Origin of the sequence: Bacillus sp. CH140a_4T (assembly GCF_008923725.1) — a bacterium.
In the GTDB taxonomy this organism is placed as follows: Bacteria; Bacillota; Bacilli; order Bacillales; family Bacillaceae_G; genus Bacillus_A.
This window is the reverse complement of record NZ_WBPF01000022.1, coordinates 250,554-274,840: the sequence shown is the minus strand read 5'-3', so window position 1 is coordinate 274,840 and position 24,287 is coordinate 250,554. Positions and strand designations below refer to the sequence as shown.

24 protein-coding genes and 1 riboswitch are annotated in these 24,287 nt (G+C 38.0%); of the genes, 16 read left to right on the top strand and 8 right to left on the bottom strand.

The genetic code is table 11. The features are described 5' to 3' along the window. Window positions 1-47: 47 nt before the first annotated feature. The gene (locus tag F8162_RS27685) at window positions 48-365 is read right to left on the bottom strand and encodes a DUF4870 domain-containing protein (protein ID WP_151632056.1); all 318 of its coding nucleotides are present in this window, start codon (window positions 363-365) and stop codon (window positions 48-50) included. A 284-nt stretch (window positions 366-649) separates the two neighbouring features. Here F8162_RS27685 and lldP point away from each other — a divergent pair, with 284 nt between their 5' ends. Together lldP and thiC are read left to right on the top strand one after the other, a co-directional pair. Further along, on the top strand, window positions 650-2,311 hold the full coding sequence (lldP, locus tag F8162_RS27680) for an L-lactate permease (protein ID WP_151632058.1): 1,662 nt from the start codon (window positions 650-652) through the stop codon (window positions 2,309-2,311). A 71-nt stretch (window positions 2,312-2,382) separates the two neighbouring features. Then, window positions 2,383-2,498, top strand: a riboswitch (TPP riboswitch). A 112-nt stretch (window positions 2,499-2,610) separates the two neighbouring features. Beyond that, entirely contained in the window at window positions 2,611-4,371 is a 1,761-nt protein-coding gene (gene thiC / locus F8162_RS27675; protein ID WP_151632060.1) for a phosphomethylpyrimidine synthase ThiC, read from the top strand. 125 nt (window positions 4,372-4,496) lie between these two features. On the opposite strand, the gene F8162_RS27670 is transcribed toward thiC, so the two are convergent. Both F8162_RS27670 and cydA read right to left on the bottom strand, forming a co-directional pair. Then, entirely contained in the window at window positions 4,497-5,522 is a 1,026-nt protein-coding gene (locus tag F8162_RS27670) for a cytochrome d ubiquinol oxidase subunit II (RefSeq protein WP_151632062.1), read from the bottom strand. Beyond that, window positions 5,515-6,870 carry a cytochrome ubiquinol oxidase subunit I gene (cydA, locus tag F8162_RS27665; RefSeq protein WP_151632064.1) on the bottom strand — a complete coding sequence of 452 codons (1,356 nt, stop codon included), beginning with the start codon at window positions 6,868-6,870 and terminating at the stop codon, window positions 5,515-5,517. The genes F8162_RS27670 and cydA overlap by 8 nt, the downstream gene beginning before the upstream one ends. A 253-nt stretch (window positions 6,871-7,123) precedes the next feature. On the opposite strand from cydA, the gene F8162_RS28950 reads away from it, so the two are divergent. Continuing rightward, on the top strand, window positions 7,124-7,273 hold the full coding sequence (locus F8162_RS28950; protein WP_098200230.1) for a hypothetical protein: 150 nt from the start codon (window positions 7,124-7,126) through the stop codon (window positions 7,271-7,273). A gap of 91 nt (window positions 7,274-7,364) precedes the next feature. Further along, on the top strand, window positions 7,365-8,450 hold the full coding sequence (locus tag F8162_RS27660) for a transcriptional regulator (RefSeq protein WP_151632066.1): 1,086 nt from the start codon (window positions 7,365-7,367) through the stop codon (window positions 8,448-8,450). Between the two features lie 47 nt (window positions 8,451-8,497). Here the strand turns inward: F8162_RS27660 and F8162_RS27655 are convergent, their stop codons facing one another. Next, window positions 8,498-9,382, bottom strand: coding sequence for a LysR family transcriptional regulator (locus F8162_RS27655; protein WP_151632068.1), 885 nt, complete (start codon window positions 9,380-9,382; stop codon window positions 8,498-8,500). Between the two features lie 135 nt (window positions 9,383-9,517). Here F8162_RS27655 and F8162_RS27650 point away from each other — a divergent pair, with 135 nt between their 5' ends. Continuing rightward, window positions 9,518-11,518, top strand: a complete 2,001-nt coding sequence (locus F8162_RS27650) for a YhgE/Pip family protein (RefSeq protein WP_151632070.1) — start codon at window positions 9,518-9,520, stop codon at window positions 11,516-11,518. A 38-nt stretch (window positions 11,519-11,556) separates the two neighbouring features. On the opposite strand, the gene F8162_RS27645 is transcribed toward F8162_RS27650, so the two are convergent. The 3 genes from F8162_RS27645 to F8162_RS27635 all read right to left on the bottom strand — a co-directional run bounded on the left by F8162_RS27645 (window position 11,557) and on the right by F8162_RS27635 (window position 14,503). Further along, window positions 11,557-11,937: a VOC family protein gene (locus F8162_RS27645; RefSeq protein WP_151632072.1), complete on the bottom strand. Its 381-nt coding sequence runs from the start codon at window positions 11,935-11,937 to the stop codon at window positions 11,557-11,559. A 42-nt stretch (window positions 11,938-11,979) separates the two neighbouring features. Continuing rightward, entirely contained in the window at window positions 11,980-13,137 is a 1,158-nt protein-coding gene (locus F8162_RS27640; protein WP_151632074.1) for an acyltransferase family protein, read from the bottom strand. 148 nt (window positions 13,138-13,285) lie between these two features. Next, window positions 13,286-14,503, bottom strand: a complete 1,218-nt coding sequence (locus F8162_RS27635) for a dicarboxylate/amino acid:cation symporter (protein WP_151632076.1) — start codon at window positions 14,501-14,503, stop codon at window positions 13,286-13,288. A gap of 222 nt (window positions 14,504-14,725) precedes the next feature. On the opposite strand from F8162_RS27635, the gene F8162_RS27630 reads away from it, so the two are divergent. From F8162_RS27630 to chbG, 10 genes are all read left to right on the top strand, one after another. Next, a complete protein-coding gene (locus tag F8162_RS27630) occupies window positions 14,726-15,028 on the top strand; it encodes a PTS sugar transporter subunit IIB (RefSeq protein WP_002139105.1) in 303 nt (100 codons plus the stop codon). A 14-nt stretch (window positions 15,029-15,042) separates the two neighbouring features. Continuing rightward, window positions 15,043-16,344 carry a PTS cellobiose transporter subunit IIC gene (gene celB, locus F8162_RS27625; RefSeq protein ID WP_151632078.1) on the top strand — a complete coding sequence of 434 codons (1,302 nt, stop codon included), beginning with the start codon at window positions 15,043-15,045 and terminating at the stop codon, window positions 16,342-16,344. 9 nt (window positions 16,345-16,353) lie between these two features. After that, window positions 16,354-16,671 (top strand): PTS lactose/cellobiose transporter subunit IIA, encoded by a 318-nt coding sequence (locus tag F8162_RS27620; RefSeq protein ID WP_151632081.1) that lies wholly within the window; start codon window positions 16,354-16,356, stop codon window positions 16,669-16,671. A 133-nt stretch (window positions 16,672-16,804) separates the two neighbouring features. Next, window positions 16,805-17,254: a LytTR family DNA-binding domain-containing protein gene (locus F8162_RS27615; protein WP_151632083.1), complete on the top strand. Its 450-nt coding sequence runs from the start codon at window positions 16,805-16,807 to the stop codon at window positions 17,252-17,254. A 3-nt stretch (window positions 17,255-17,257) separates the two neighbouring features. Beyond that, complete coding sequence (locus F8162_RS27610) at window positions 17,258-17,662, top strand: DUF3021 domain-containing protein (RefSeq protein WP_151632085.1); 405 nt, start codon at window positions 17,258-17,260, stop codon at window positions 17,660-17,662. Window positions 17,663-18,069: 407 nt separating this feature from the next. Then, window positions 18,070-18,372 carry a PTS sugar transporter subunit IIB gene (locus F8162_RS27605; RefSeq protein ID WP_001023569.1) on the top strand — a complete coding sequence of 101 codons (303 nt, stop codon included), beginning with the start codon at window positions 18,070-18,072 and terminating at the stop codon, window positions 18,370-18,372. A gap of 16 nt (window positions 18,373-18,388) precedes the next feature. Then, complete coding sequence (gene celB / locus F8162_RS27600; RefSeq protein WP_151632087.1) at window positions 18,389-19,696, top strand: PTS cellobiose transporter subunit IIC; 1,308 nt, start codon at window positions 18,389-18,391, stop codon at window positions 19,694-19,696. Between the two features lie 183 nt (window positions 19,697-19,879). After that, entirely contained in the window at window positions 19,880-20,203 is a 324-nt protein-coding gene (locus F8162_RS27595) for a PTS lactose/cellobiose transporter subunit IIA (protein WP_000989053.1), read from the top strand. Between the two features lie 3 nt (window positions 20,204-20,206). Continuing rightward, window positions 20,207-21,532 carry a 6-phospho-beta-glucosidase gene (gene celF, locus F8162_RS27590; protein WP_000145755.1) on the top strand — a complete coding sequence of 442 codons (1,326 nt, stop codon included), beginning with the start codon at window positions 20,207-20,209 and terminating at the stop codon, window positions 21,530-21,532. Window positions 21,533-21,581: 49 nt separating this feature from the next. Beyond that, window positions 21,582-22,286: a chitin disaccharide deacetylase gene (gene chbG / locus F8162_RS27585; protein ID WP_151632089.1), complete on the top strand. Its 705-nt coding sequence runs from the start codon at window positions 21,582-21,584 to the stop codon at window positions 22,284-22,286. 39 nt (window positions 22,287-22,325) lie between these two features. Here chbG and F8162_RS27580 read toward each other — a convergent pair whose 3' ends face one another. Further along, entirely contained in the window at window positions 22,326-23,507 is a 1,182-nt protein-coding gene (locus F8162_RS27580) for a chromate transporter (protein WP_151632091.1), read from the bottom strand. A gap of 189 nt (window positions 23,508-23,696) precedes the next feature. Here F8162_RS27580 and exsM point away from each other — a divergent pair, with 189 nt between their 5' ends. Further along, window positions 23,697-24,110 carry an exosporium regulatory protein ExsM gene (exsM, locus tag F8162_RS27575; RefSeq protein ID WP_151632093.1) on the top strand — a complete coding sequence of 138 codons (414 nt, stop codon included), beginning with the start codon at window positions 23,697-23,699 and terminating at the stop codon, window positions 24,108-24,110. The last annotated feature ends 177 nt before the right edge of the window (window positions 24,111-24,287 follow it).

The following is a 24,287-nucleotide window of genomic DNA, read 5'->3' as shown; positions in this document are numbered from 1 at the left end:
TTCATTTATTATTATGCGTGTTGTTTTAATCAAACGTTTGTTTAAACTTAAGCTTTCAGCACTTTAATACCTTTTACGATGTTCCAAATGAAGTAGTATAAGCTAATAATGCCGCAAATACATAAGACAATCATTGCTCCAATTCCAAGTGTTACGTCTGGTTGATCCGATCCGATACCCATAATTCCTAGAATAGCAAATCCAATAAATGACGCGATGCTTGGAATGATGTGTGTCCATAGAGCGCGTTTTGCGTGTGGTTTTGTTTCAGAATCGCCCACAATCCACACAATAATAGGGAATAAGATAGGGGCAAATAATACACTAAAGTATGATAAAGCTGCTAATATTTTGTTTCCGTTCATATATATCACCTCATAAATAATGTCCGTTGTTATACCTTTATTATGCAGGAAATTTAGCGTGCTTCCTATCGATGAACATTACAAGAACGTGACGTTTTTGTAAGATTTCCATATTAAATGATGAAATTTTCAAAAAAATCTTCTGGGATGGGAGTTTTTGTGATAGAATTAATGAAAACGTTTTCTTGAACGTTTTTTTATTTTAGACTTAAAGGTATGATGACCTGATAGTCTATTGATGAGGTTATTCAATTTAAAAGGGGATTCTTTAGGGGGAGAGAACAATGAACACATGGACACAAGTTTATGATCCGTTCGGAAATATTTGGATTTCGGCAGCGGTCGCACTTATTCCGATTATCTTTTTTTTCTTAGCTTTAGCAGTTTTCCGCATGAAGGGGTATGTGGCAGGATTTATTACAGTTGTACTTACAATTTTAGTGGCTTTATTCGCTTATAAGATGCCGTTCACAATGGCGATGGCAGCGACCGGATATGGTTTCTTATACGGACTATGGCCAATTGCTTGGATTATCATTATGTCGGTATTTTTATATAAAATATCAGTGAAAACAGGCCAATTCGATGTGATTCGTGCATCTGTATTGTCCATTACGAATGACCATCGTTTACTTGTTATTTTAATCGGTTTTTCATTTGGAGCATTTTTGGAAGGGGCAGCAGGATTTGGTGCACCAGTAGCGATTACGGCAGCGCTTCTTGCAGGTCTTGGGTTAAACCCTTTATATGCAGCGGGTCTTTGTTTAATCGCAAATACAGCACCAGTAGCGTTCGGAGCGATGGGAATTCCGATTACAGTTGCTGGACAAGTAACAGGTATTGATCCACATAAAATTGGACAAATGGCTGGACATCAATTACCGTTCTTATCATTATTTGTTCCGTTCTTTATCGTATTTTTAATGGATGGATTGAAAGGAGTAAGACAAACGTGGCCTGCTCTATTTGTAGCGGGTAGTTCATTTGCAATTACGCAGTTCATTACAGCAACGTTCTTAGGGCCGGAACTTCCGGATATTACGTCAGCACTTGTAAGCTTAGTGAGTTTATCGCTATTCTTAAAAGTTTGGCAGCCGAAAGAAATCTATCAATCGGGGCAAGCAAATAGTGAAGTAGCTGCGACAACGACGGTGTCATCTATGCCGAAGCTAACGGTAGGAAAAGTAGTAAAAGCATGGTCTCCATTTATCGTATTAACGGTTATGGTAGTTATTTGGAGTCAAAGTTTCTTTAAAGCATTATTTGCTCCGGGTGGTGCATTAGAAAGTCTTGTATTTAAGTTTGAAGTTCCAGGCTTGCACAATTTAGTAATGAAAGCAGAGCCGATTGTAAATAAACCGACGCCTTACGAGGCAATTTTGAAATTAGATATTTTATCAGCGACTGGAACAGCGATTTTAATTGCTTGCATCATTTCCATGTTTATTTTGAAAATGAGTGCAAAAGATGCAGTAGCGACATTTAAAGAAACGTTAAATGAACTTAAAATGCCAATTCTATCTATCGGATTCGTATTAGGATTCGCATTTATCGCAAACTATTCTGGTTTATCTTCTACGTTAGCGTTAGCACTTGCAGGAACTGGTGGACTATTCCCGTTCTTCTCACCATTCCTAGGCTGGATCGGTGTATTCTTAACAGGATCCGATACGTCAGCGAATGCACTGTTCTCGAATTTACAAGCGATTACAGCGCAGCAAGTCGGTGTATCTGAAGTACTTCTCGTTGCAGCAAATACAACGGGCGGTGTAACAGGAAAAATGATTTCTCCGCAATCGATTGCAATTGCTTGTGCGGCAGTTGGACTTGCTGGAAAAGAATCTGATTTATTCCGCTTTACAGTGAAGCATAGTTTATTCTTCGTTACGATTGTTGGTATTATGACGTATGTGCAGGCATATTATTTAACGTGGATGATTCCATAAACAACAAAAGAAATAAACTTTGCATTTTTCAGATTATCGTGTATGATGGGAAAGTATTGAAAATTAAATCAGTGATAAACTAGGGGTGCCTAACGTATGCGTAGGCTGAGAGAGAAGCGTGTGAACTTCTTAACCCTTTGGACCTGATCTGGCTCGTACCAGCGTAGGGAAGTTAATGGCTTTACATAATGATGTCTTTATGAGCCAGGTCCTTATTTTTTTATGGACCTGGCTCTTTTTATTTTGGCATACGCTGGCCATATCTCGTCCTTGTCACGTACAGGGGGGCAACAAAGGTTATGAAACAGTCTGTTTCAGCTGAGCAAATTGAATTGAAATCGAGTTTACCAGGAAGTAAGAAAGTGTATGTGGATGGACCACGCGCGGGTATGAAAGTGCCGATGCGCGAAATTGAACAAAGCGATACAAATGGCATTCCGAATCCGCCAATTCGTGTATATGATACGAGCGGTCCTTATACAGATCCTGCGTATAAAGTGGATCTGGAAAAGGGGATGCAGGCGCCGCGCCACTCTTGGATCTTGGAGCGCGGAGATGTAGAAGCATACGAAGGGCGCGAAGTGAAACCAGAGGATGACGGTGTGAAGGCAGCTTCGAAACATACACCTGTTTTTCCGCAAATGGACCGCAAACCGCTTAGAGCGAAGCAAGGTGCAAATGTTACGCAAATGCATTATGCGCGTAATGGCATCATTACGTCTGAGATGGAATATGTTGCGATTCGTGAAGGTGTAGAGCCTGAGTTTGTTCGCAAGGAAATCGCGGAAGGCCGTGCTATTTTACCAGCGAATATTAACCATCCGGAAGCAGAGCCAATGATCATCGGACGTAATTTCCACGTGAAGGTTAATGCAAATATCGGAAACTCTGCTGTATCTTCTTCTATCGCAGAAGAAGTAGAGAAGATGACGTGGGCAACGCGCTGGGGTGCAGATACGATTATGGATTTATCTACAGGTAAAAACATTCATACGACGCGTGAGTGGATTATTCGTAACGCGCCTGTACCAGTTGGAACTGTACCGATTTATCAAGCGCTGGAAAAAGTAAATGGAATTGCAGAAGATTTAACGTGGGAAGTGTATCGTGATACGTTAATTGAGCAAGCGGAGCAAGGTGTTGATTACTTTACGATTCACGCAGGCGTATTACTTCGTTACATTCCGATTACTGCAAAGCGTACGACAGGTATCGTTTCACGCGGTGGTTCGATTATGGCGCAGTGGTGTTTATTCCATCATAAAGAAAACTTCCTGTATACTCATTTTGAAGAGATATGTGAAATTATGAAGCAGTACGATGTTTCGTTCTCTCTTGGAGATGGATTACGTCCAGGTTCGATTGCAGATGCAAATGACGAAGCACAATTCTCTGAGCTTGAAACACTTGGTGAATTAACAAAGATTGCTTGGAAACATGATGTACAAGTGATGATTGAAGGACCTGGGCATGTACCGATGCATTTAATTAAAGAGAATATGGAGAAAGAACTTGATATTTGTCAGGGCGCACCATTCTATACACTTGGGCCGTTAACGACAGATATTGCACCAGGTTATGACCATATTACATCCGCAATTGGGGCTGCGATGATTGGCTGGTTTGGAACAGCGATGCTTTGTTATGTAACACCGAAAGAGCATTTAGGATTACCGAATAAAGATGATGTTCGCACGGGGGTTATTACGTACAAAATCGCTGCGCATGCAGCTGATCTTGCGAAAGGGCACAAAACGGCTCATCAGCGTGATGATGCACTTTCAAAAGCACGCTTCGAATTCCGTTGGCGCGATCAATTTAATTTATCTTTAGATCCTGAACGTGCGATGGAATATCACGATGAAACATTGCCAGCAGAAGGCGCGAAAACGGCTCATTTCTGTTCCATGTGTGGGCCGAAGTTTTGTAGTATGAGAATTTCACATGATATTCGTGAATACGCAAAAGAAAATGATTTAGAAACGACAGAAGCAATTGAAAAAGGGATGAAAGAGAAAGCGAAAGAATTTAAAGACACTGGTAGTCATTTATACCAATAACACGTTACACCTCTTTACTTGATTGATCACACTGTAGTACCTAACTTAAATATAGAAGAAGCCCGCTTTGCTAAGACGGTAGCAAAGCGGGCTTCTGTCGTTTTGGAACAGACTCCAAAGCTATATTACTTTTCCTTCAAAAAAGTTCGATCCTTCAAGAATAAATTCCAGAAGAAGATAAATCCTGGTAGTAAAATTGCAATTCCGATTGCGTATAGAATAAGCAATGCATAGAATGTCTCTGGTGTTGTAAAGCTTGTAAATACAGTTACATCAGGATAAATAATGTAAGGTAAATGCGCGACACCGTAAGCGTAACTTGCAAATGCATATTGAGCGACGACTGCTAACACGGCAATGCGAGGGTATCCTAGTGTGCCATACTTTTTGTTTGTCCACCAGAGAGAAGAGTACCCGATAACGAATAAAACGATAGAAACTGTAAACCATGGAAATTGCTTTATGAGTCCTTGCATAAGCCAGTGTGTTTTCGGATCCATTACAACGAGGGCAATAATTGCTGTAACGAGTGTTGCAGGACCAAGGATGATGGCGTTTCTTCGATAAATTCGATACGAATCTTCTGAACCTTGCTCTCTCGAAAAATCAGCAAGAAAGAGAGAGGAAAGAAAGAGTTCCGAAGTTAGTCCAAAGAGCATATAGCAGTAGATAACTGGGCTAGAAAGAAGTTTCCCGTACAGGAGTACCTCTTTTCCTTCAACCATTGTAATATAAGCCCCCTCTGTAACGGGTAAAACGGTAATTAATAAGGCTGGAATTAAGAGCCCAGTAATACCTGAAATCACCCGAAGGAGATACTGATATTTTGGCACAGAGTAAGCAAATACCATGAATGTACTGCGAATGGCAATGAGTATTAAAATTAACATAACTGGTACAAACATCACTGTCGCAAGGGTGAAAGCGGCTTTCGGAAAGAAACCGAGAAAAGCGACAACGACAAAGACGAGAAATGTATTTGTTACTTCCCAAGTTGGTGATAAGTACCGATTGGCAAGCTTGGCAGCGAGCGTTGGATGTTTTGCGTATACCATGCCCCAAAAACCTGCTCCAAAATCGATGGACCCTAATATACTGTATACGAAAATAAGAGCCCATAATATGATAATTGCAATACTTTCTTCATGCACGAGAATCGCCTCCTTCGTGATGTAAATCATTTGTAAGCGGATGTTTCTTAAAGAATGTCCGTAGTACAAACACAGTTAAAATACCGAGTCCGATATATAAAATGATGAATAAAATAAATAAAGGACCAACAAAATCAGCGCGTGTAGAAGCGTCAACGGTCCGTTGCATACCATAAATGGTCCACGGTTGACGACCACTACAGCTGAAAATCCACCCGAATTCAATGCCGAGCATCATAATTGGTCCACATGCGGCAGCTCCCCAAAGAAGCCACTTCGGTAATTCTGTTCCTTTTTTTCGATAAACAAAGTACCAATATAGGAGGGCAATTGCTGCGACTGCAAAGGTGAAGGCAGCGGTGCCAACCATTAAGTTGAATAATGTATGTGTGTAAAATGGTGGCCATGTTTCTTGTGGGAATTCATTTAGTCCTTTTACGACAGTGCTAGGGTCTAGCCCCACTAGTAGGCTAAGCATGTTCGGAATTTCTAGTGCATAGTTTAGTTCCAGTGTGTTAGGATCCACAACTCCGCCAATTGATAACGGTGCATGTGATGTCGTTTCAAATAAAGCTTCAGCAGATGCAAGTTTCTCAGGAGAATGCTTATGTAAGGCAATTGCTGATTCGTGTCCCGAAAGCCACATCGTAGCCCCTGTAATAAATGTCACGACGAGTCCTAACAGTAGCCCTTTTTTATGATAAGCCACTTCCCGTTCACTTAAATTCTTCTTTAATAATTTAAATCCGGCGATAGAGGCAATGACGGCAGCTCCAGTTGCATAGGCTGTAATCACAACGTGGAATGCGCTTGTGCCAAAACTCGGATTAAAGAAAGCTTTCCACGGATCAACGTTAAAAACGGATCCATCTGGCCCCATTGAAAAGCCTGCGGGTGTATTCATCCATGTATTTGCTGATGTAATAAGCACGGCAGATGCCGTGGCACCAATCATGACGAAGAATAGCGAGATTAATCTCATGAATGGAGGTAGTTTGTCAGCTGCATATACATAAATGGACATGAACAAAGCCTCTAAAAAAAAGGCGAAAATCTCAATTTGAAAGGGAACAGAGATAACCTGCCCCACGATTTTGGCAAAACCAGGCCAAAGAAGTGAGATTTGTACACCAACGATTGTTCCAGTTGGAATTGCTACACCGAGAAGGATGGCAAACGCCTTCGTCCATCTTTTCGCCATAATGGCGTAATCGGAATCTTTCTTCCAGTGATAGAGTATTTCACTTATAAAAATCATCAATGAAAGGCCGACACCAAGTGTTGCAAAGATAATGTGGAATGCTAATGAAGAACCGAAAAATGCTCTTGCTAATGTTACCGTATCCATATGTAAACTCCTCTTCTTTTTTGCCATTATTTTCTGATTGAATTGGAAGATTTATTCAAAAAAACTACCAAAAATATATATGTATTTAAAAAGTGGATATGGTAATATATTGTTTGAATATTCTAAATAGAAAGAAGTTAATGTTTAATAATATTTTGTTTGTTTTTTAGTAAGGAATATTTTATAATCTTTTATGCGAACATAAGTTCTATTTTAGGGTGAAGAAGTTTATGTGAAATGGAGAGGATGTTTTATGTATCCTGAAGTCATTAAAAAGATGGCATTTTCAAAAGAGCATAGAGATTTATTATTGAAGCTGTATAATAAAGAGATTACGCGTCGTGAATATGATCGACTTGTGGCATCGCTATATAGACCTTCTAAAGAGGCTTGTGAGAGATAGAGGAACGGGAGACAATCTAATAGATTGTCTTTTTTCATTTTACGTATGTTCTGGTAAAATTAAGGCTAGCCTTATTAGGGAGGTGAATAGATTGCGGAAACGTTTATATATAGGGATTGGAGTTATTCTCTTAATCGCTTTAGGTGGAATTGTATTTTGGGCAGCTATACAAGGAAACCGTACAGAACATTTTATTTTGAGACATATGGTGAATGAAAATGGGACGCTTGCTACATATCGTTTAGGGGATACAAAGGCAGGTACGGGTGAAGCGAAAGGCCGTGAAGCTTTATCGGAATCAGCAGGACTATGGCTACAATATACACTCGATAAAGACGATCAAGCGTTATTCGATGAACAAGTTAAGGTTATTCAAAATAACTTTGTACATAAGGATCAAATCGTTGTATGGAAAATCTCTGAAAAGGGAGAAATACAGTCGGCTACCAATGCACTTATAGATGATCTTCGTATTATAGAACAATTATATCGAGCGTATGAAATGTACAAGGAAGAGCGTTATAAAAACTTGGCAGATCAATTGAGTGACGCTGTCATTCGTTATAATAAGAAAGATAATTATTACGTTGATTATTATGATGCAGATGCAGGAAAACAAAATGATTTTGCAACTACATCATACTTAAATCCGCGTGCATTCTCTTATATGAAAAAGTACGGCAAAGTTTCTGCTCAGCAATACCGGGAGGTCGTTCAATTTTTAGCGGATTATCCAAGGGATGGTTGGGCATTTCCGAAAGAGTATAAAGCAGATGGTACATTTACGTATGATAAAGAAGTGAATGTAATTGATCAATCATACGTTTCATATCATCGGAGTTTAGGTGGACTTACATCAGATGCTTACTTGGAATTTATAAAGAAGAAATTTCAGGAGGATGGAAAGCTATACGGTCGTTACAATTTAGAAACGGGAAAACAAACTGTGAATTATGAATCGCCAGCCGCTTACGGACTAACGATTTTGTACGTACTACAAACAGGTGATACAAAGTTTGCAAAGGAACTATATGATCATATGGTCACATTCCGAAATGATAACGTATTTAGTAGATATTACGGTGGATACGTAACAGGCGAAAATAACAATACGCATATTTTTGATAATGTACTACCACTTTTAGCTGAAATAGAATTAGAGAAGAGTGAACAATAGAAGGTGCCATCCTATGGGGATGGCACCTTCTATTTGTTGATATAATTTTACGCCTTAATATTAGAGAAGTACTCAATCACAAACTTACGAAATTGCTGAGCAGTTTTCGATAAATAGCGTTTCTTCGACCAACTTAAGCCGATAGTTCGCTCGCAATTTGGTTCAATAATACGTAACTTATTTAATGATAAAGTAGAGTTTTTTAATAAAGTTAAACTTGGGACGAAAGCGATGCCGAGACCTTGCTTAATAAGGTCGCTAATTACGGTTGGTTCATCTACTTCAAAAGCGATATGTGGAGTAAAGCCAGCTTCCTTGCAAAATTCATCCGTTAAGTGCCGAAATCCGTAACCAGTGTTCATACTAATAAATGGTTCGTCTTTTACTTCATGCAGATGGATACTGTCGCGTCCTGATAAACGATGACCGGAAGGGACGACTAAGAAAATTTCTTCTGTAATAAGTGGTTCCCATATAATTTCCTCGCCTTCAATTGGCACAGAAGAAATGCAAAAATCAATTTCTATATTATCTAGTTGTCGTTTCATAGAAGGAGTAGATGCGAGAAACTGTTGGAATCGAACGTTAGGATGTTCTAGTAAAAAAGAACCGAGTAGTTCTGGTAATATTCTCGGAATAGAAACTGCTAGTGTAATAGAAGCTTGTTGTAATTTAGCTAAATCTTTAATTTCTCGTTCACCTTCACTTAATTCATGAAAAATGCGCTCTACTCGTTTTAAAAATACTTTCCCAAATGAGTTTAATGTAATCTGGCGACCTTGGCGATCAAATAACGGGACACCTAAGTCCTTTTCTAATCTAGCAATTGTTTTGCTGAGCGAAGGTTGTGCAATATGCAATTCTTCAGCCGCTTTTGTCATATGTTCTAATCGTGCGACTGTCTGAAAGTATTTTAGTTGAAGAAGTTCCATTTTGACTCTCCTTTCTATAGACCAAAAGGAATGAATTGATAATTAAAGATGTATTATACAGTATGAATATGGACGTGTATAGTAAATCTGTTAAACCATTCTAATGGTGTTAAATTAGGAGAAGGAGCATATTTCATGAAGGGAATTCAACTTATATTTAAAGATTGGAAAGCGATGTGGCACCATAAACATGGACGTATCGCTTTAATTTTTTTATTAATCGTTCCTTTAATTTATTCAGGATTCTTTTTAGCTGGATATTGGGATCCATATGGGAAATTAGATAAATTACCTGTTGCGATTGTAAATTTAGATAAGGGTGCTGCGATGGATGAAAAAACAATTCATGCAGGAGACGATTTTGTAGAAAATTTAAAAGAGAATAAGGAACTAGCTTTTCATTTCGTATCAGAAAAAAATGCTGATGAAGGGCTAAAAGAAGATAAGTATTATATGGTTGTTACGATTCCAGAGGATTTCTCTAAAAAGGTAAGTACACTTATGGATGAGAAACCAGAGCCAGCGCAGCTTCAGTACAAAGTAAATCCGGGTAAAAACTTTGTAGCAGCTCAAATTGGAACGACAGCTGTTGAAAATATGAAAACCAAAATTTCAAATAGTATTACGAAATCATATACAGAAGGTGTCTTTTCAAAGTTTCAAGATTTGGCACAAGGGTTGAGTGATGCAAGTAATGGTGCTGAGAAGTTACATGAAGGAACGACAGATGCAAGAAATGGGGCAAATCAGCTTGCAGATGGTATTCATCGTTTAAGCGACGGGACATCAAAAGTGAAAGAGGGAAGTGAAAAACTTGCTTCTAGCAAATCTACTTTAACTGGCGGAGCAAACGAGCTGAGTCAAGGAGCGACCTCACTTCATAGTGGCATGGAATTATTAGCTCAAGGTGAAAAAACTTTACAAGCAGGGGTTAGTAAATTAAGTACTGGTACAAATGAATGGGTGAACGGAAGTGAGAAACTTGCTGAAGGGCAAGTGAAAGCGGACAATGTAGCAAATAGTGTAAAACAGCAATTAGAAGAGTACGTGAAAAGTCATCCAGAAGTGCAGCAAGATCCTGCTTTTCAAAAGATCATTGCTACTTCTAATGGATTAGCTAAAGCAACAAACACTTTAAATAATAGCCAACAACAATTGACACAAGGTGCCAAGAAGCTTGCTAATGGTCAGCATAAGATTGAAGAAGGTATGAATACATTCGGAGTTAAGTTGAACGAAGCTACTGCTGGAACGAAAAAGATAGCAGATGGTGCGGTGAATTTAGCTAATGGATTTACGAAGTGGGGAAATGGATTTACATCATTACAAGAAGGTGTAAATCACCTTGCGAGTGGCGGAACGGAGCTGAATAACGGTGCTGGGAAGTTAACGAACGGACTTGTTAAACTTGACGATGGTGCGAAAGAACTTTCTACGAAATTGGGAGAGGGCGCAGAGAAGATAGCTGATGTTCGCAATGATGATGCACGTAATACGATGTTCTCAGAGCCGGTTCAATTAGTGAAGTCGACGGTTTCTGACGTGCCTAACTACGGTTCAGGTATTGCACCATACTTCTTATCACTTGCGTTTTATGTTGGTGGAATTATGGCATCGAATATTTTACCACTTGGTCGTAGACAGAATATGAAGGTAAGCGGAACAGTACATTTTGTTAATAAATTAGGATTAGTATATTTGATTGGACTCATTCAAGCGCTACTTGTAGATGTGGTTGTGCTAGGAGTTATGAAATTAGAAGTTGCCAGTGTGCCACTTTTTGTTTTATCAAGTATTATTATTTCCTTTACGTTCATGACATTTATTCTTATGTTAGTAACGGTATTTGGTCTTGTTGGGAAGTTTGCGGCGGTAACGCTTCTCGTCTTGCAATTAGCGACGAGCGGGGGTACTTTCCCAGGAGAATTAAATATAGCTGTTCTTAGCAAAATTGGAGAATTTCTCCCAATGTCCCATTCTCTTAGAGGGTTACAAGATGTAATTTCTTTAGGAGATTGGTCGCAATTACAAATGCAAATTTTAATATTGTTATGCTATCTCGTTGTTGCCGGTGGAATTGCTTGGATCACGAGTCATATACAACATAGAGAAACAAATGCAGAACAAGTTTCTTAAAATGAAAGAAGCTATCCGTTTTTTCGGATAGCTTCTTTTTATTTTCGTTCCATTACCGCAAAGTAATTATTTTCATTATCCGCAAAGTTGAACGCTCTACCAGTAGGTAAATCTACAACTTGTCCAACTGTAACGTTTTTCTCAGAAAGATCTTTATATAGTTGATCTAAGTTATTAGAGAAGAACATAAGTGAAGGCGTATGTAAGTTTAATTCAGGCTGCATCTTCGCAATTAACGCTTTATCGTGAAGGACGATACTTGTGCCTGCTTCTTTCGTTGGTGCAATTTCAATCCAGCGAAATCCTTTTCCGTTATTTTCTTCAGCGATGATTTGGAACCCTACTTTTTCTGTCCAAAATTGTACTGTTTCGTCTTGGTTATTTACATATAACATAATTTGTCCAATTTGATTAATCATAGGTGTGTCCTACTTTCTTTTCTTGTATGGAATTCTATTATATCAAAGATATGGTTTGAATACTTTTTCGTGATTTTTCCGAAGTATAATCTTCGCCCATTTCATATTTGCCCTAGGAGAAGGTCCTGTAATCCACGTATGAAGTGGTAGTGTACTGCAAATGACCATTGCTGAAATCGAGATTGTGGCCGCTATTGTAAATAATAATAGGCTATATAATATGGTGTTTTCTTGCAGTGTGAATAAAGAAAGAAATTTTGTACATAGTTGCAAGAAGAAAAAATGAGCTAAATAAGCACCATACGTGTAATTCCCAATAAATCGTAAAGCTTTATATAAGAAACCGCGTCGCTGTACAATTGTAATAGATAGCACGTAAAGTATAATAATTTCGCATACGATATATAAAAACATAGACGGTTTTAAATAAGTCGAAACGGTTAAATGAATCGAATTTACTCCGTAAAAACTAAATAACTCATAATTGATGAATAAAAATAAGATGAAAAATAAAATTGTGATAAGCGGGATATGTTTCATGACAAATGTACGCCACGTTTTGAGTGAGACAGCAGCGATTCCCCCCATGACGAAATAGAATGAGTAGAAGAAGAAGGAACGATCTGTATAATGTAAAATGGTTGAGCTAGTCAATTTCTCTCCATTAAAAATGTAGTGAGAAGAATACCACATTAAGAGAAAATATAGAGAAGCAAAGATTGTCATATATGTATATATGTCTTTTTTATTTTCAGTTCGTTTTTGAAACCAATAAAATAGTGTGCATAGCAAAGGGAACAATAAGTGAATTTGGAACATCATAATTACGTACCAAAGATGGGGGGCAGCTGTTCCGAGTAATAAACTTTTTATTCCACTTTGCAGTGTAATCATATTGTTTGTTGTTAATAAGTAAAGAATAGACCAGAAGAAATAAGGAATGAGTAAATGTGCGGCTTTTTCATAAATATATGCTGTGTAGGCTAGTTGTTTCGTATATTGCCGAATTAAGTGAAAGCCGACGATAAATATGAATGCAGGTGCTGAAAATTTTGCAAGGTTAAAAAGCATACCCATAATGAGAGATTGCTCGAGTAAAACATTTCCTTGATTCATTGTATATAATAAGGAACTTTGCAAAACGACAGCAAGAAATGCAATGCTTTGCAAAACTTTAAATTCTGGTGCGCTTTGTGTCATTAAATCCATCTCCTTTTCCATACATGATTATAGTACGGAGAATGGATAAGAGGTGTGGAATATTTGTGAAGATTATAACAAATTTGTGGCGGAATGGAGTAACAACAAAAAAAGAGGATGCTCGTTTGGAGCATCCTCTTTCCATTTATTAAGCAAATTTGCTTTTGATCCAGTTCTTACCTTCTACAAGGCGAGCTGTCATTACGGCACAAGCGTTATCTGCTGTTACGTTTAACACTGTTGCAGGAGGATCAATGATTGTACTAATTGCTGCGATAATTGGCAATGCTTCTGGCGGGAAGCCGTATAGAGAAACGATTAACATTTCACCAATCATACCGCCGCCTGGAATAGCGCCCATTACTGTTCCTACTAATAGAGAAACAACAAGTGCGATTGCTAATGTTTTCGGTCCTTCGAATTCCATGTTGAAAATACCGAATAAGAAAGCAATTTTTAATACGCCACCTAAAACAGATCCGTCTTTATGAAGTGTAGATCCAAGAAGGACAACTGTTTCACGAACGTCAGAAGAGATACCCATTTTCTTCGTTGCTTCCAAGTTCGCTGGAATACTAGCAGCACTACTACAAGTTGCTAGTGATGTAACTGTAGGAGATACCATGTTCTTCCAAAAGATTTGTACACCTTGTTTGCGACCCGCAAGGTATGCATAGAACGTGAAGAATACAAAGAAGTAAATGAGAGACGCTGGATAGTATACCATTGCTGCTCGGAAGTAAGTTCCAAGAAGTTGTGGTCCGAATTCACCAACTAATGCCGCGAAGTAAGCAGCAAGTCCGATTGGAGCGTAGTACATAATGAAAGATACAACTTTCATTGAAATTTCTGCACCAGCTTGTAAGAATGTAGCGAATGGTTTTCCTTTTTCACCAACTGCTGAAGTTGCAACCCCCATTAAAATAGAGAAGAAAATAAGTGCTAACATATTTTCACGAGATAGTAACTTCGAGAAGTCAGATACTGTTACAATACCGACGATTTGATCTGCAACACTAACAGCTTTTTCAGCTTTATCGGGCTGCGTTAGTTCTAATACAACACCTTGTGCTGGCGGGAATACTTTCACGACAATAATCATAAAAATAGCAGCTAAAATACTTGTAAATAAGAAAGTTCCAGCCATACTAGACATAATTTTACCGAAACGTTTTAATCCATCCATATTAGCAATAGATGACGCGATGCTAAAGAACACTAAAGGTACAACAATCGTAAACATTAAGTTTAAGAAAATGTCACCAAGCGGCTTTAAAGCAACTGCATCGGCACCCATGAAATAACCAATGAAACCACCAATTAGGATAGAAGATAATAAAATAAGCGGAAAGCGATATGCCTTCATAAATATATCCTCCTATCAATTAAAAAAATCATACTGAATTATTATAGCGAGTTAGAGCCCTCTTTACTAGGAAAATACCGATAGATGGAATAGCGTGAAAACCGAGAAATTTTTGTTTTTAAGCTCGGCATACAGCAGGAAATCTAGACATATATATTTGTAACCTAGTGGTGGCAAGGGGTGCACCGTAACTTAGGTTTGGAAAAAGGGGAGGGAAATGGGATGAATATTTTACTTTGCTGTGCAGCAGGAATGTCTTCCAGTTTAATTGTTACGAAAATGGAGAAAGCAGCAGAGGCAAGAGGGATAGAGGTAAAGATTTGGGCAGTATCAGGTTCAGAAGTGCGAAATCATATTGATACCGCAGATGTGCTTTTACTTGGACCGCAAGTACGTTATTTATTACCGAAAATGAAAGAATTATGTAAGGAGAAGGGAATACCTGTTGATGTCATTCAATCCGTCCATTACGGACTTTGTAATGGAGAGGCTATCTTACAAGCAGCTTTGTCCATGAAACCATGAGGAGAGTGGGATAGATGATACAGTTTTTAGAGAAATATGTAATGCCGGTAGCAGGAAAGGTTGCAGAACAGAGGCATTTGCTAGCGATTCGTGATGGACTTGTATTGACGATGCCTTTCTTAATTATTGGATCATTTTTCCTTATCATTAGTGCTTTACCAATACCAGGTTATAATGATTTTATGGCAGGTTTGTTTGGGGAGAATTGGCAGAGGGCTTTGGGGTATCCAGTTAGTGCAACTTTTAATATAATGGCTTTAATAGCTGTTTTTGGAATCGCTTACAGACTCGGAGAATATTATAAAGTGGACGCTTTAGCATCCGGGGCATTGTCGCTTGTGACGTTTTTACTTGCGACGCCATTTCAAGTTGCATATATTATACCAAGTACAAAAGAGAGTGTACTTGTAGAAGGTGCTATCCCAGCTGCATTAATGGGGAGCCAAGGGTTATTTGTAGCAATGATTATTGCACTTATATCTACTGAGCTTTATCGGTTTATTGTACAAAAAAAGATAATTATAAAGATGCCAGAGACAGTTCCGCCAGCTGTGACACGTTCATTTGCCGCACTTGTTCCAGGATTTATTGTTGTAACGGTTATTTGGATTTTACGTTTAATTATAGAAAATACTTCTTTTGGCAGTATCCATAATATTGTGGGGAAAATTTTACAGGAACCACTTAGTGTACTTGGTGCTAGTCTTTGGGGCGCAATAATAGCTGTTATTCTCGTTCATGTTCTTTGGTCATGTGGAATTCATGGAGCTACTATTGTTGGTGGTGTAATGAGTCCCGTTTGGTTGTCGTTAATGGATCAAAACCGAGTTGCTTACCAATCAGGGCAAGATATACCAAATACGATTACTGCACAGTTTTTTGATTTATGGATTTATATGGGCGGTTCCGGTGCAACACTTGCTTTAGTTGTCGGAATGTTATTGTTTGCGCGAAGTCAGCAATTAAAAAGTATAGGTCGATTGTCGATTGCACCTGGTATTTTTAACATTAATGAAATGGTGACTTTCGGTATGCCAATTGTTATGAATCCACTTTTACTTATTCCATTTATATTAGTTCCGGTTGTGTTAACGATTGTTTCTTACTTTGCGATGGAATGGGGGTTAGTTGCCCGTCCGAGCGGAGCTGCTGTACCTTGGACGACACCGATTCTGTTTAGTGGATATTTAGGATCAGGCGGAAAAATTTCAGGTGTTATTTTGCAACTCGTTAACTTTGCACTAGCATTCTTCATTTATTTACCGTTCTTAAAAATATGGGATAAACAAAAAGTAGCGGAAGAAAAGGGGGAGTAAAGAACTAAAATGGATACGATAGAAACGAAGGCTTTTCATTTAATTTTGCATGGGGGAAATGCGCGAAGTTGTTCAATGGAAGCAATTGATTGCGCAAAGCGTGGAGAATTTACAGAAGCAGAAGCGAAATTACAAGAAGCGTTAGAGGAATTAAAAGAGGCGCACCGTGTACAAACGGAGCTCATACAGAAAGAAGCTGGTGGTGAAAAGACCGAAGTTACCCTTCTGATGGTGCACGCGCAAGATCATTTAATGAATGCGATTACGGTGAAGGAATTAGCGAGTGAATTTGTAGAATTATATAGGAAGATGTCAGTAGCTGAATGAACCTTGCGTATGCAAGGTTTTTTTATGTTGTATAAAGAGACAGTTATGACGAAACAAAAACCACTTACGCACAATCATATTTATTATTTCCAGGTTTATGTAAAAATGAAAGTGTAAAGGGGGTGGGAAATAGATGAAAGTTCGCATTGAACTAGACCCATCACAAGAAGAAGTAGAAATAATTATAAAAACAAAAGAAGTAACAGATGAGATTCAACAACTTTTAAAAATAATGGAAGGGGGAACTGTAAATCAAATTGTCGGTGTATTAGATCAGCAGTATTATTTATTATCTTTAAATGATATTTTTTGGTTTTATACAGAAGGAAGAAAAGTTATGGCAAAGACAAGGAAAGGGAGTCTTGAAGTGAAGGCTCGTTTGTATGAATTAGAGGAACAGTTAGCTGGAAAGCGGTTTGCTAGATTTTCTAAGTCGATACTTGCAAACTTAGGGCATGTCAAAAGCTTTGAAATGTCTTTTAGTGGAAGTATGTGTGCCCATTTCTCTAACGGAATGAAAGAATATGTTTCGAGAAAATATGTACCGCTCATTAAAGAGGCCTTAAATATAGGAGGAGGTTAAAAGATGTTTGATAGAATTGTTAATAAAATAGCCTTTGGACTCGGGATGGCGATGTTATATAGTTTGTTGTTTTTATGGATTGGTTATGCAAAAGGAATGGAAACGGTGGAAACAAAAACATTACTTACGTATTTAGTTACGGCAAATTTAGTAGGACTTATCTTCTCTTTCGCTTCATTTATTTTTGAAAAAGAAGAATGGAGCATATTAAAGCAGACGATGATTCACTTTATTGTTTTGCTAGGAACATTTTTGCCTACAGCCATTTGGATTGGATGGGTTCCAAATCGTTTTGGCCCGATTCTTATTTGTATAGGAAGCTTTATTGTTATTTACTTCATTATATGGTTTATGATGACTTTATATTGGAAGCGAAAAATAGAAAAATTAAACCATCAATTAAGGTGAAAAAATATGTATGTGTCTGTACCCTCAGTGGAATGTTTATTCAACTGAGGGTATTTACAATCCTCCTTTTTTACAAATGAGTAAGAGTGTGTTCAAGAGAGGTTTATTTTTTTACTAGATTTTCACATTTTAAAAATTTTTTAGTGTTATTTTGTTTTGAATACAACTAGACAACTAAACACTAATCTATTTTCATACAGTTATGTGTTAAAAGCGTGTTGTTTTATAACACACTGTGTGTTTTTTGCTGACACACTAATTGGAAGCGTTAACACACAAAGAAAACAGTCGAAAAAGTGCTGATTTTAGTGGTTTTAAAAAGTTGGCACGCTAATTGCATTAATAAATAGCGTAAAGAAAAATAAATAAAACATAAATTTTTTATACTACACAAGGGGGATTTTCAAATGAATATTTTATTATGTTGCTCAGCAGGGATGTCTACAAGTTTACTAGTTACAAAAATGGAAGCGGCTGCAAAAGCTCGCGGTCTAGAAGGAAAAATTTGGGCTGTATCTGGGGATGCAGTAAAAACGAATATCGATCAAGCAGATGTATTATTACTAGGACCACAGGTTCGTTACATGCTTTCTTCAATGAAAACGCTTGCTGATGAGAGAAATGTTGGAATCGATGTTATTAATCCAATGCACTACGGCATGATGAATGGAGAAGCAGTTTTAGATCACGCATTAACACTTAAAAAATAATTAGGGGGGAAGCGAAATGCAAAAGTTTATTGCATTTATGGAGAAATATTTAGTTCCTATCGCAGGTAGAATTGGATCGCAGCGCCACTTAGTTGCGATCCGTGATGGATTTATCGCAGTTATGCCTCTTATCTTAGTTGGATCATTTGCAATACTTATTAATAACTTACCAGTGGATGCATTCCAAAAATTTATGAAAGGTGCATTCGGAGACGTTTGGAAAGATATCGGCGGTGGTATGTGGGCAGGTTCCTTCGCTATACTCGCCCTCATAGTTGCAGTAGGGATAAGTTATAATTTAGCGAAATCTTACGGCGTTGACGCGTTGTCAGCAGCAATCATTACATTCGGTGCATTAATTATTATTTCTCCGACAACGCCAAAAGAAGGCGGTATAGATTTAGCTTGGACGGGATCACAAGGCTTATTCGTTTCTATCATTGTAGCGCTTCTAGTAACAGAGGCATTTAGATTCTTTGTACAAAGAGATATTACAATTAAAATGCCAGATGGTGTTCCACCAGCAGTAATGAAATCATTCGCAGCATTAGTTCCAGCATTCGTTATTTTAATCGTAACAGCAAGTATTCAATTAGCAGTGAAATTAGCAGGAACAAGTATTCATAAAATCGTATTTGAAACAATTCAAGTACCACTACAAGGTTTAGCAGGTACATTACCAAGTGCAATTATTGTAGCGTTACTTATTCATGTATTATGGTTCTTCGGATTACATGGTCCAAATATCGTTGGTGGTATTATCGACCCAATTTATTTACCAGCATTAGAAAAGAATATTAAATTATTTAACGATGGTATGTCTGCATATGATGTACCGCACATTTTCACAAAACCATTCTTTGATGTATATGTATACATCGGTGGATCTGGTGCAACATTAGCATTCTTAGTTGCAGTAATGCTTGTTGCAAAAAGTGCACAGCTTCGCGGTGTAGGCCGTGTATCTATCGGTCCTGGTTTCTTCAATATTAACGAACCAGTTATTTTCGGTACACCAATTGTATTAAATCCAGCATTAATTATCCCATTCGTACTGACACCAGTTGTATTAGTTATTACTTCTTATACAGCGATCTCTTTAGGATGGGTACCAAAAACAGTTGCTTTAGTTCCATGGACAATGCCACCAATCTTTAGTGGTTATCTTGTAGCAGGCGGAAGCATCGCTGGTGCAGCATTACAAGTAGTAAACTTTGCAATTGCGGTAGTAATTTACTATCCATTCGTATTAATGTGTGACCGTACTTATGTACAAGCTGCAAAAGCTGAAACAAAAGGAAATGACAATTCAGTATCACTTTAAAAAGTATTGTTCTGACGAGTTTTTATAGCTCGTCAGAACAACTAACTTTTATATCATGTTCCAAAAGATGAGACCCATCTACAAGAACACCAAACTATCATTCATAAAATAATAATTTAATAGAAATGTTCAAACTGAAGGGGTATTTCAATCGGTTGAACCATAATAGAGAGGGCGGTAATTATGATGACTACAGCAGAACAAATTCCATTCCAATTAATTTTAAATAGTGGTAATGCACGAAGCTTTGCGATGGAGGCACTTCAATTTGCCAAACAGGGGAAAATGGCAGAGGCTGATGAAGCGATGGTAAAGGCGAAAGAAGCGATTAATGAAGCGCATCATTTCCAAACAGAGCTCATACAATCAGAAGCAAGAGGAGAAAAAACAGAGATTAGTGTTCTTTTAATACACGCACAAGATCATTTAATGAATGCGATTACAGTAAAAGAATTAGCAACAGAATTTATTGACCTTTATAAAAAGTTAGAAGCGAAAGGGGAATAAAGCATGACTGGAATTAAAATTGCTACAATCGGCGGTGGATCTAGTTATACACCAGAGTTAATTGAAGGATTTATTAAACGTTATGATGAGCTTCCTGTTCGTGAAATTTGGTTAGTAGATATTGAGGCAGGAAAAGAAAAGTTAGAAATTGTTGGTAACTTAGCGAAACGTATGGTGAAAAAATCTGGTTTACCAATTGAGGTACACTTAACGCTTGATCGCCGCGAAGCATTAAAAGATGCTGATTTCGTAACAACGCAGCTTCGCGTAGGTTTATTAGAAGCTCGTGCAAAAGATGAAGCAATCCCATTAAAATATGATGTAATCGGTCAGGAAACGAATGGTCCTGGTGGTTTATTCAAAGCATTGAGAACGATTCCTGTTATTTTAGATATTTGTAAGGATATGGAGGAGCTTTGTCCGAATGCATGGTTAATTAACTTCGCAAATCCAGCTGGTATGGTAACAGAAGCTGTCCTTCGTTATACAAATATTCAAAGAGTAGTTGGTCTATGTAACGTTCCAATCGGAATCCGTATGGGTCTTGCAAGATTACTTGAAGTAGATGCAAGTCGTGTCCACGTTGATTTTGCAGGTTTAAATCATATGGTATACGGATTAGACGTATATTTAGACGGCGTAAGTGTAATGGATCGTGTGTTAGAGCTTGTAACAGATCCAGAAAAGCAAATTACGATGGAAAATATTGCAGCGCTTAACTGGGAGCCAGACTTTATTCGCGGCCTTCGTGCAATTCCATGTCCATACCATCGCTATTACTACAAAACACGTGAAATGCTAGAAGAAGAGAAAGAAGCTTCGATTGAAAAAGGTACACGTGCAGAGGTAGTGAAACAGTTAGAAAATGATTTATTCGAGCTATATAAAGACCCGAACTTAGATATTAAACCACCACAATTAGAAAAACGTGGCGGTGCTTATTATAGTGACGCAGCATGTAGCTTAATTACGTCTATTTACAATAATAAAGGTGATATCCAGCCTGTTAATACACGAAACAACGGAACAATTGCAAGCTTACCACATGATTCTGCTGTTGAAGTAAACTGTATTATTACGAAAGAAGGTCCAAAACCAATTGCAGTTGGAGATCTTCCAGTACCAGTTCGCGGTTTAGTACAGCAAATTAAATCATTTGAGCGCACAACAATTGAAGCTGCTGTTACAGGGGATTATCATAAAGCGCTGCTTGCTATGACAATTAATCCACTTGTACCATCAGATAAAGTGGCAAAACAAATTTTAGATGAAATGTTGGAAGCACATAAAGAATATCTTCCGCAGTTCTTTAAAAAGGTAGAGAAATAAAGCGGCGCTAGTTAGCCCGCTTTTTTTTATTCTATTAGGAGGTATTACGATGATTAAGTTAATTGTAAATGCAGATGATTACGGTCTTACAGAAGGTACAAATTACGGCATTATTGATGGGCATATAAATGGATTTGTAAATTCAACGACGATGATGATGAATATGCCAGGAACAGAGCATGCGGTACGCTTAGCGAAAGAGCATAATCTACTCGGAGTAGGCGTACATCTCGTATTAACAGCAGGAGAACCGCTTCTTGGAGACGTACCATCACTTGTAAGTAGCGATGGGTTGTTTCATAAACAAAGCGTCGTATGGGAAGGGAAGGTAAATCCAGAAGAAGTTGAGAGAGAGTGGACTGCTCAAATTGAGAAATTCCTATCTTACGGATTAACACCAACTCATTTAGATAGTCACCATCATGTGCATGGATTACCGATTTTGCACGATGTTCTTGAGAGATTAGCGGCTACATATAATGTTCCGATTCGTCGTTGTGAGAAAGAGCGAGCAGTACGCCCGTTTTCTGACGTATTTTACAGTGATTTTTACGCGGATGGTGTGACGGAAGATTATTTTGTGAAGTTAAAAGAAAGAGTACAAGGTGAACAAACGGTAGAAATTATGGTTCATCCAGCTTATATTGATCCAGAGCTTGTGAAGCGTTCTTCTTACGTAATGGATCGTGTGAAAGAATTGCGTATTTTAACAGAGAGCGAGTTGCCTGAAGGAATAGAGCTTGTGAAGTTTTAATAGAAAAACGACGGCTATATCATGCCGTCGTTTTTTTATTTACAAAATGGATAGAATATATCCGCCAAAGGCTCCGAGTATAACGATAACCCAAGGTGGTGTTTTCCAAAAAGCGAGCAAGCAAAATAGAAGAGAAGCAAAAACAAAATCTACAGCGTTCATAATTGTGCTTGTCCAAATAGGATCATAAAAAGCTGCTAATAAAATACCGACCACAGCTGCATTGACTCCAAGTAGTGCGCCTTGTATAAAAGATATTTTTCTTACACTATCCCAAAATGGTAAAACACCAATCATGAGTAAGAAAGCAGGAAGAAAGATCGCAATTGTTGCGAGTATGGCCCCAAGCGTCCCGTTTAACACTGCGCCTATATAAGACGCGAATGTAAATAGTGGTCCTGGTACGGCTTGTGTTAATCCGTATCCAGCTAGAAACTGTTCTTTCGTCATCATTCCGTTTTGTACGAACTCACCTTCAAGAAGAGGAAGCACGACGTGTCCGCCTCCAAATACAAGCGCACCAGAGCGATAGAAACTATCAAATAAAGCGATGTAATAAGAGAACGGTCTTAATATTGGTAGCAGTAGTAATAGTCCGAAGAATAAGACGAGACAAGAAACTGCTATTTTTTTTGAAATAGGTACTTTTATATGTTGAGATTGGCTAATTGGTTGGTCACGATATAAAAACCAGCCGATAAAGCCAGATATTATAATGAGACTGACTTGTGTCCAGCTACTTGGCCATAATAAGGCGATTGCGGCAGTTACAATAGCAATCGTCGCACGATTTCGGTCTGGCGTTAATTTTTGCGCCATTCCCCATATGGCATGAGCGACAATAGCGACTGCTACAAGTTTTAGTCCGTGAATCCAGCCAGCACTTCCAAGGTCGAACTGATTAAAGAACGAGGCGAAGAACACTAAAACAAGCACAGACGGTAGAGTGAATCCAATCCATGAAATAATAGCTCCTAATAATCCACCTCTTAATAATCCAACTCCCATACCGACTTGACTGCTCGCAGGACCAGGAAGGAATTGACATAGTGCTACTAAATCTCCATAGCTTCGTTCATCCATCCATTTTCTTTTTTGCACATATTCATGATGAAAATAGCCGAGATGTGCGACAGGACCACCAAATGAAGTAAGTCCTAATTTAAATGAGACGAGAAAAATCTCTAATAATGTGTGAAAAGTGTATTTGTTATTTTCCAAAATAACCTCCTATTATGCTTTCCTATGTGCATTATACAAGAGGTAGTAAAGCAAAAGGAACGATTCTAATGTAAAGATTATGTGAACCTTTTCTTCGTAATTAAAACTTGAAAAAGTCATAAATGATTATGTATAAACCATAAAGTAGTAGAAGTAGTGCTGGGAAATTTATATAAGGAGAATGCCTGTATGACAACACATTTCTTTGCGAGGTTAACAGGAAAGAGGGAACTACCTCCTGTAAATACAGAAGCTTATGGTGTAGCAGAGTTTATATTTAGCGATGATTTAAAGAAATTGCAATATCGGGTCATATTGAAAAACATCAAAAAAGTTACATCATGCCAAATTCATTTAGGGAAAGCGGATCAAATTGGTCCAATTGTTTTAAGTTTATTTGGTCCGTTAAAGCAAGGTATTAGCGTAAATGAAGGAGTCGTGACAGGTGTAGTCAATGTGGAGGATTTTGAAGGGCCTTTACAGGGGAGAGCGTTTGATAGTTTACTGCAAGAAATCATGCAGGAGAATGTATATGTAAATGTTTATACGAAGTCCAATAAGAAGGGCGAAATCAGGGGCAGGATCAGGAAAGTAAAGAAGTAGAAAAAAGGCTGTCCATATTTTGGAACAGCCTTTTCTCCTATAAGGTGCAAATTTTAGCGATTATTTTCGGTAAATCGATATATTTTGAAAATCGCTGATATAATCCGAGTTACGCCGATATATTTGAAAAATCGCTGATAAAATCTGAGTTACGGTCGATATAGTTAAAAAATTGAC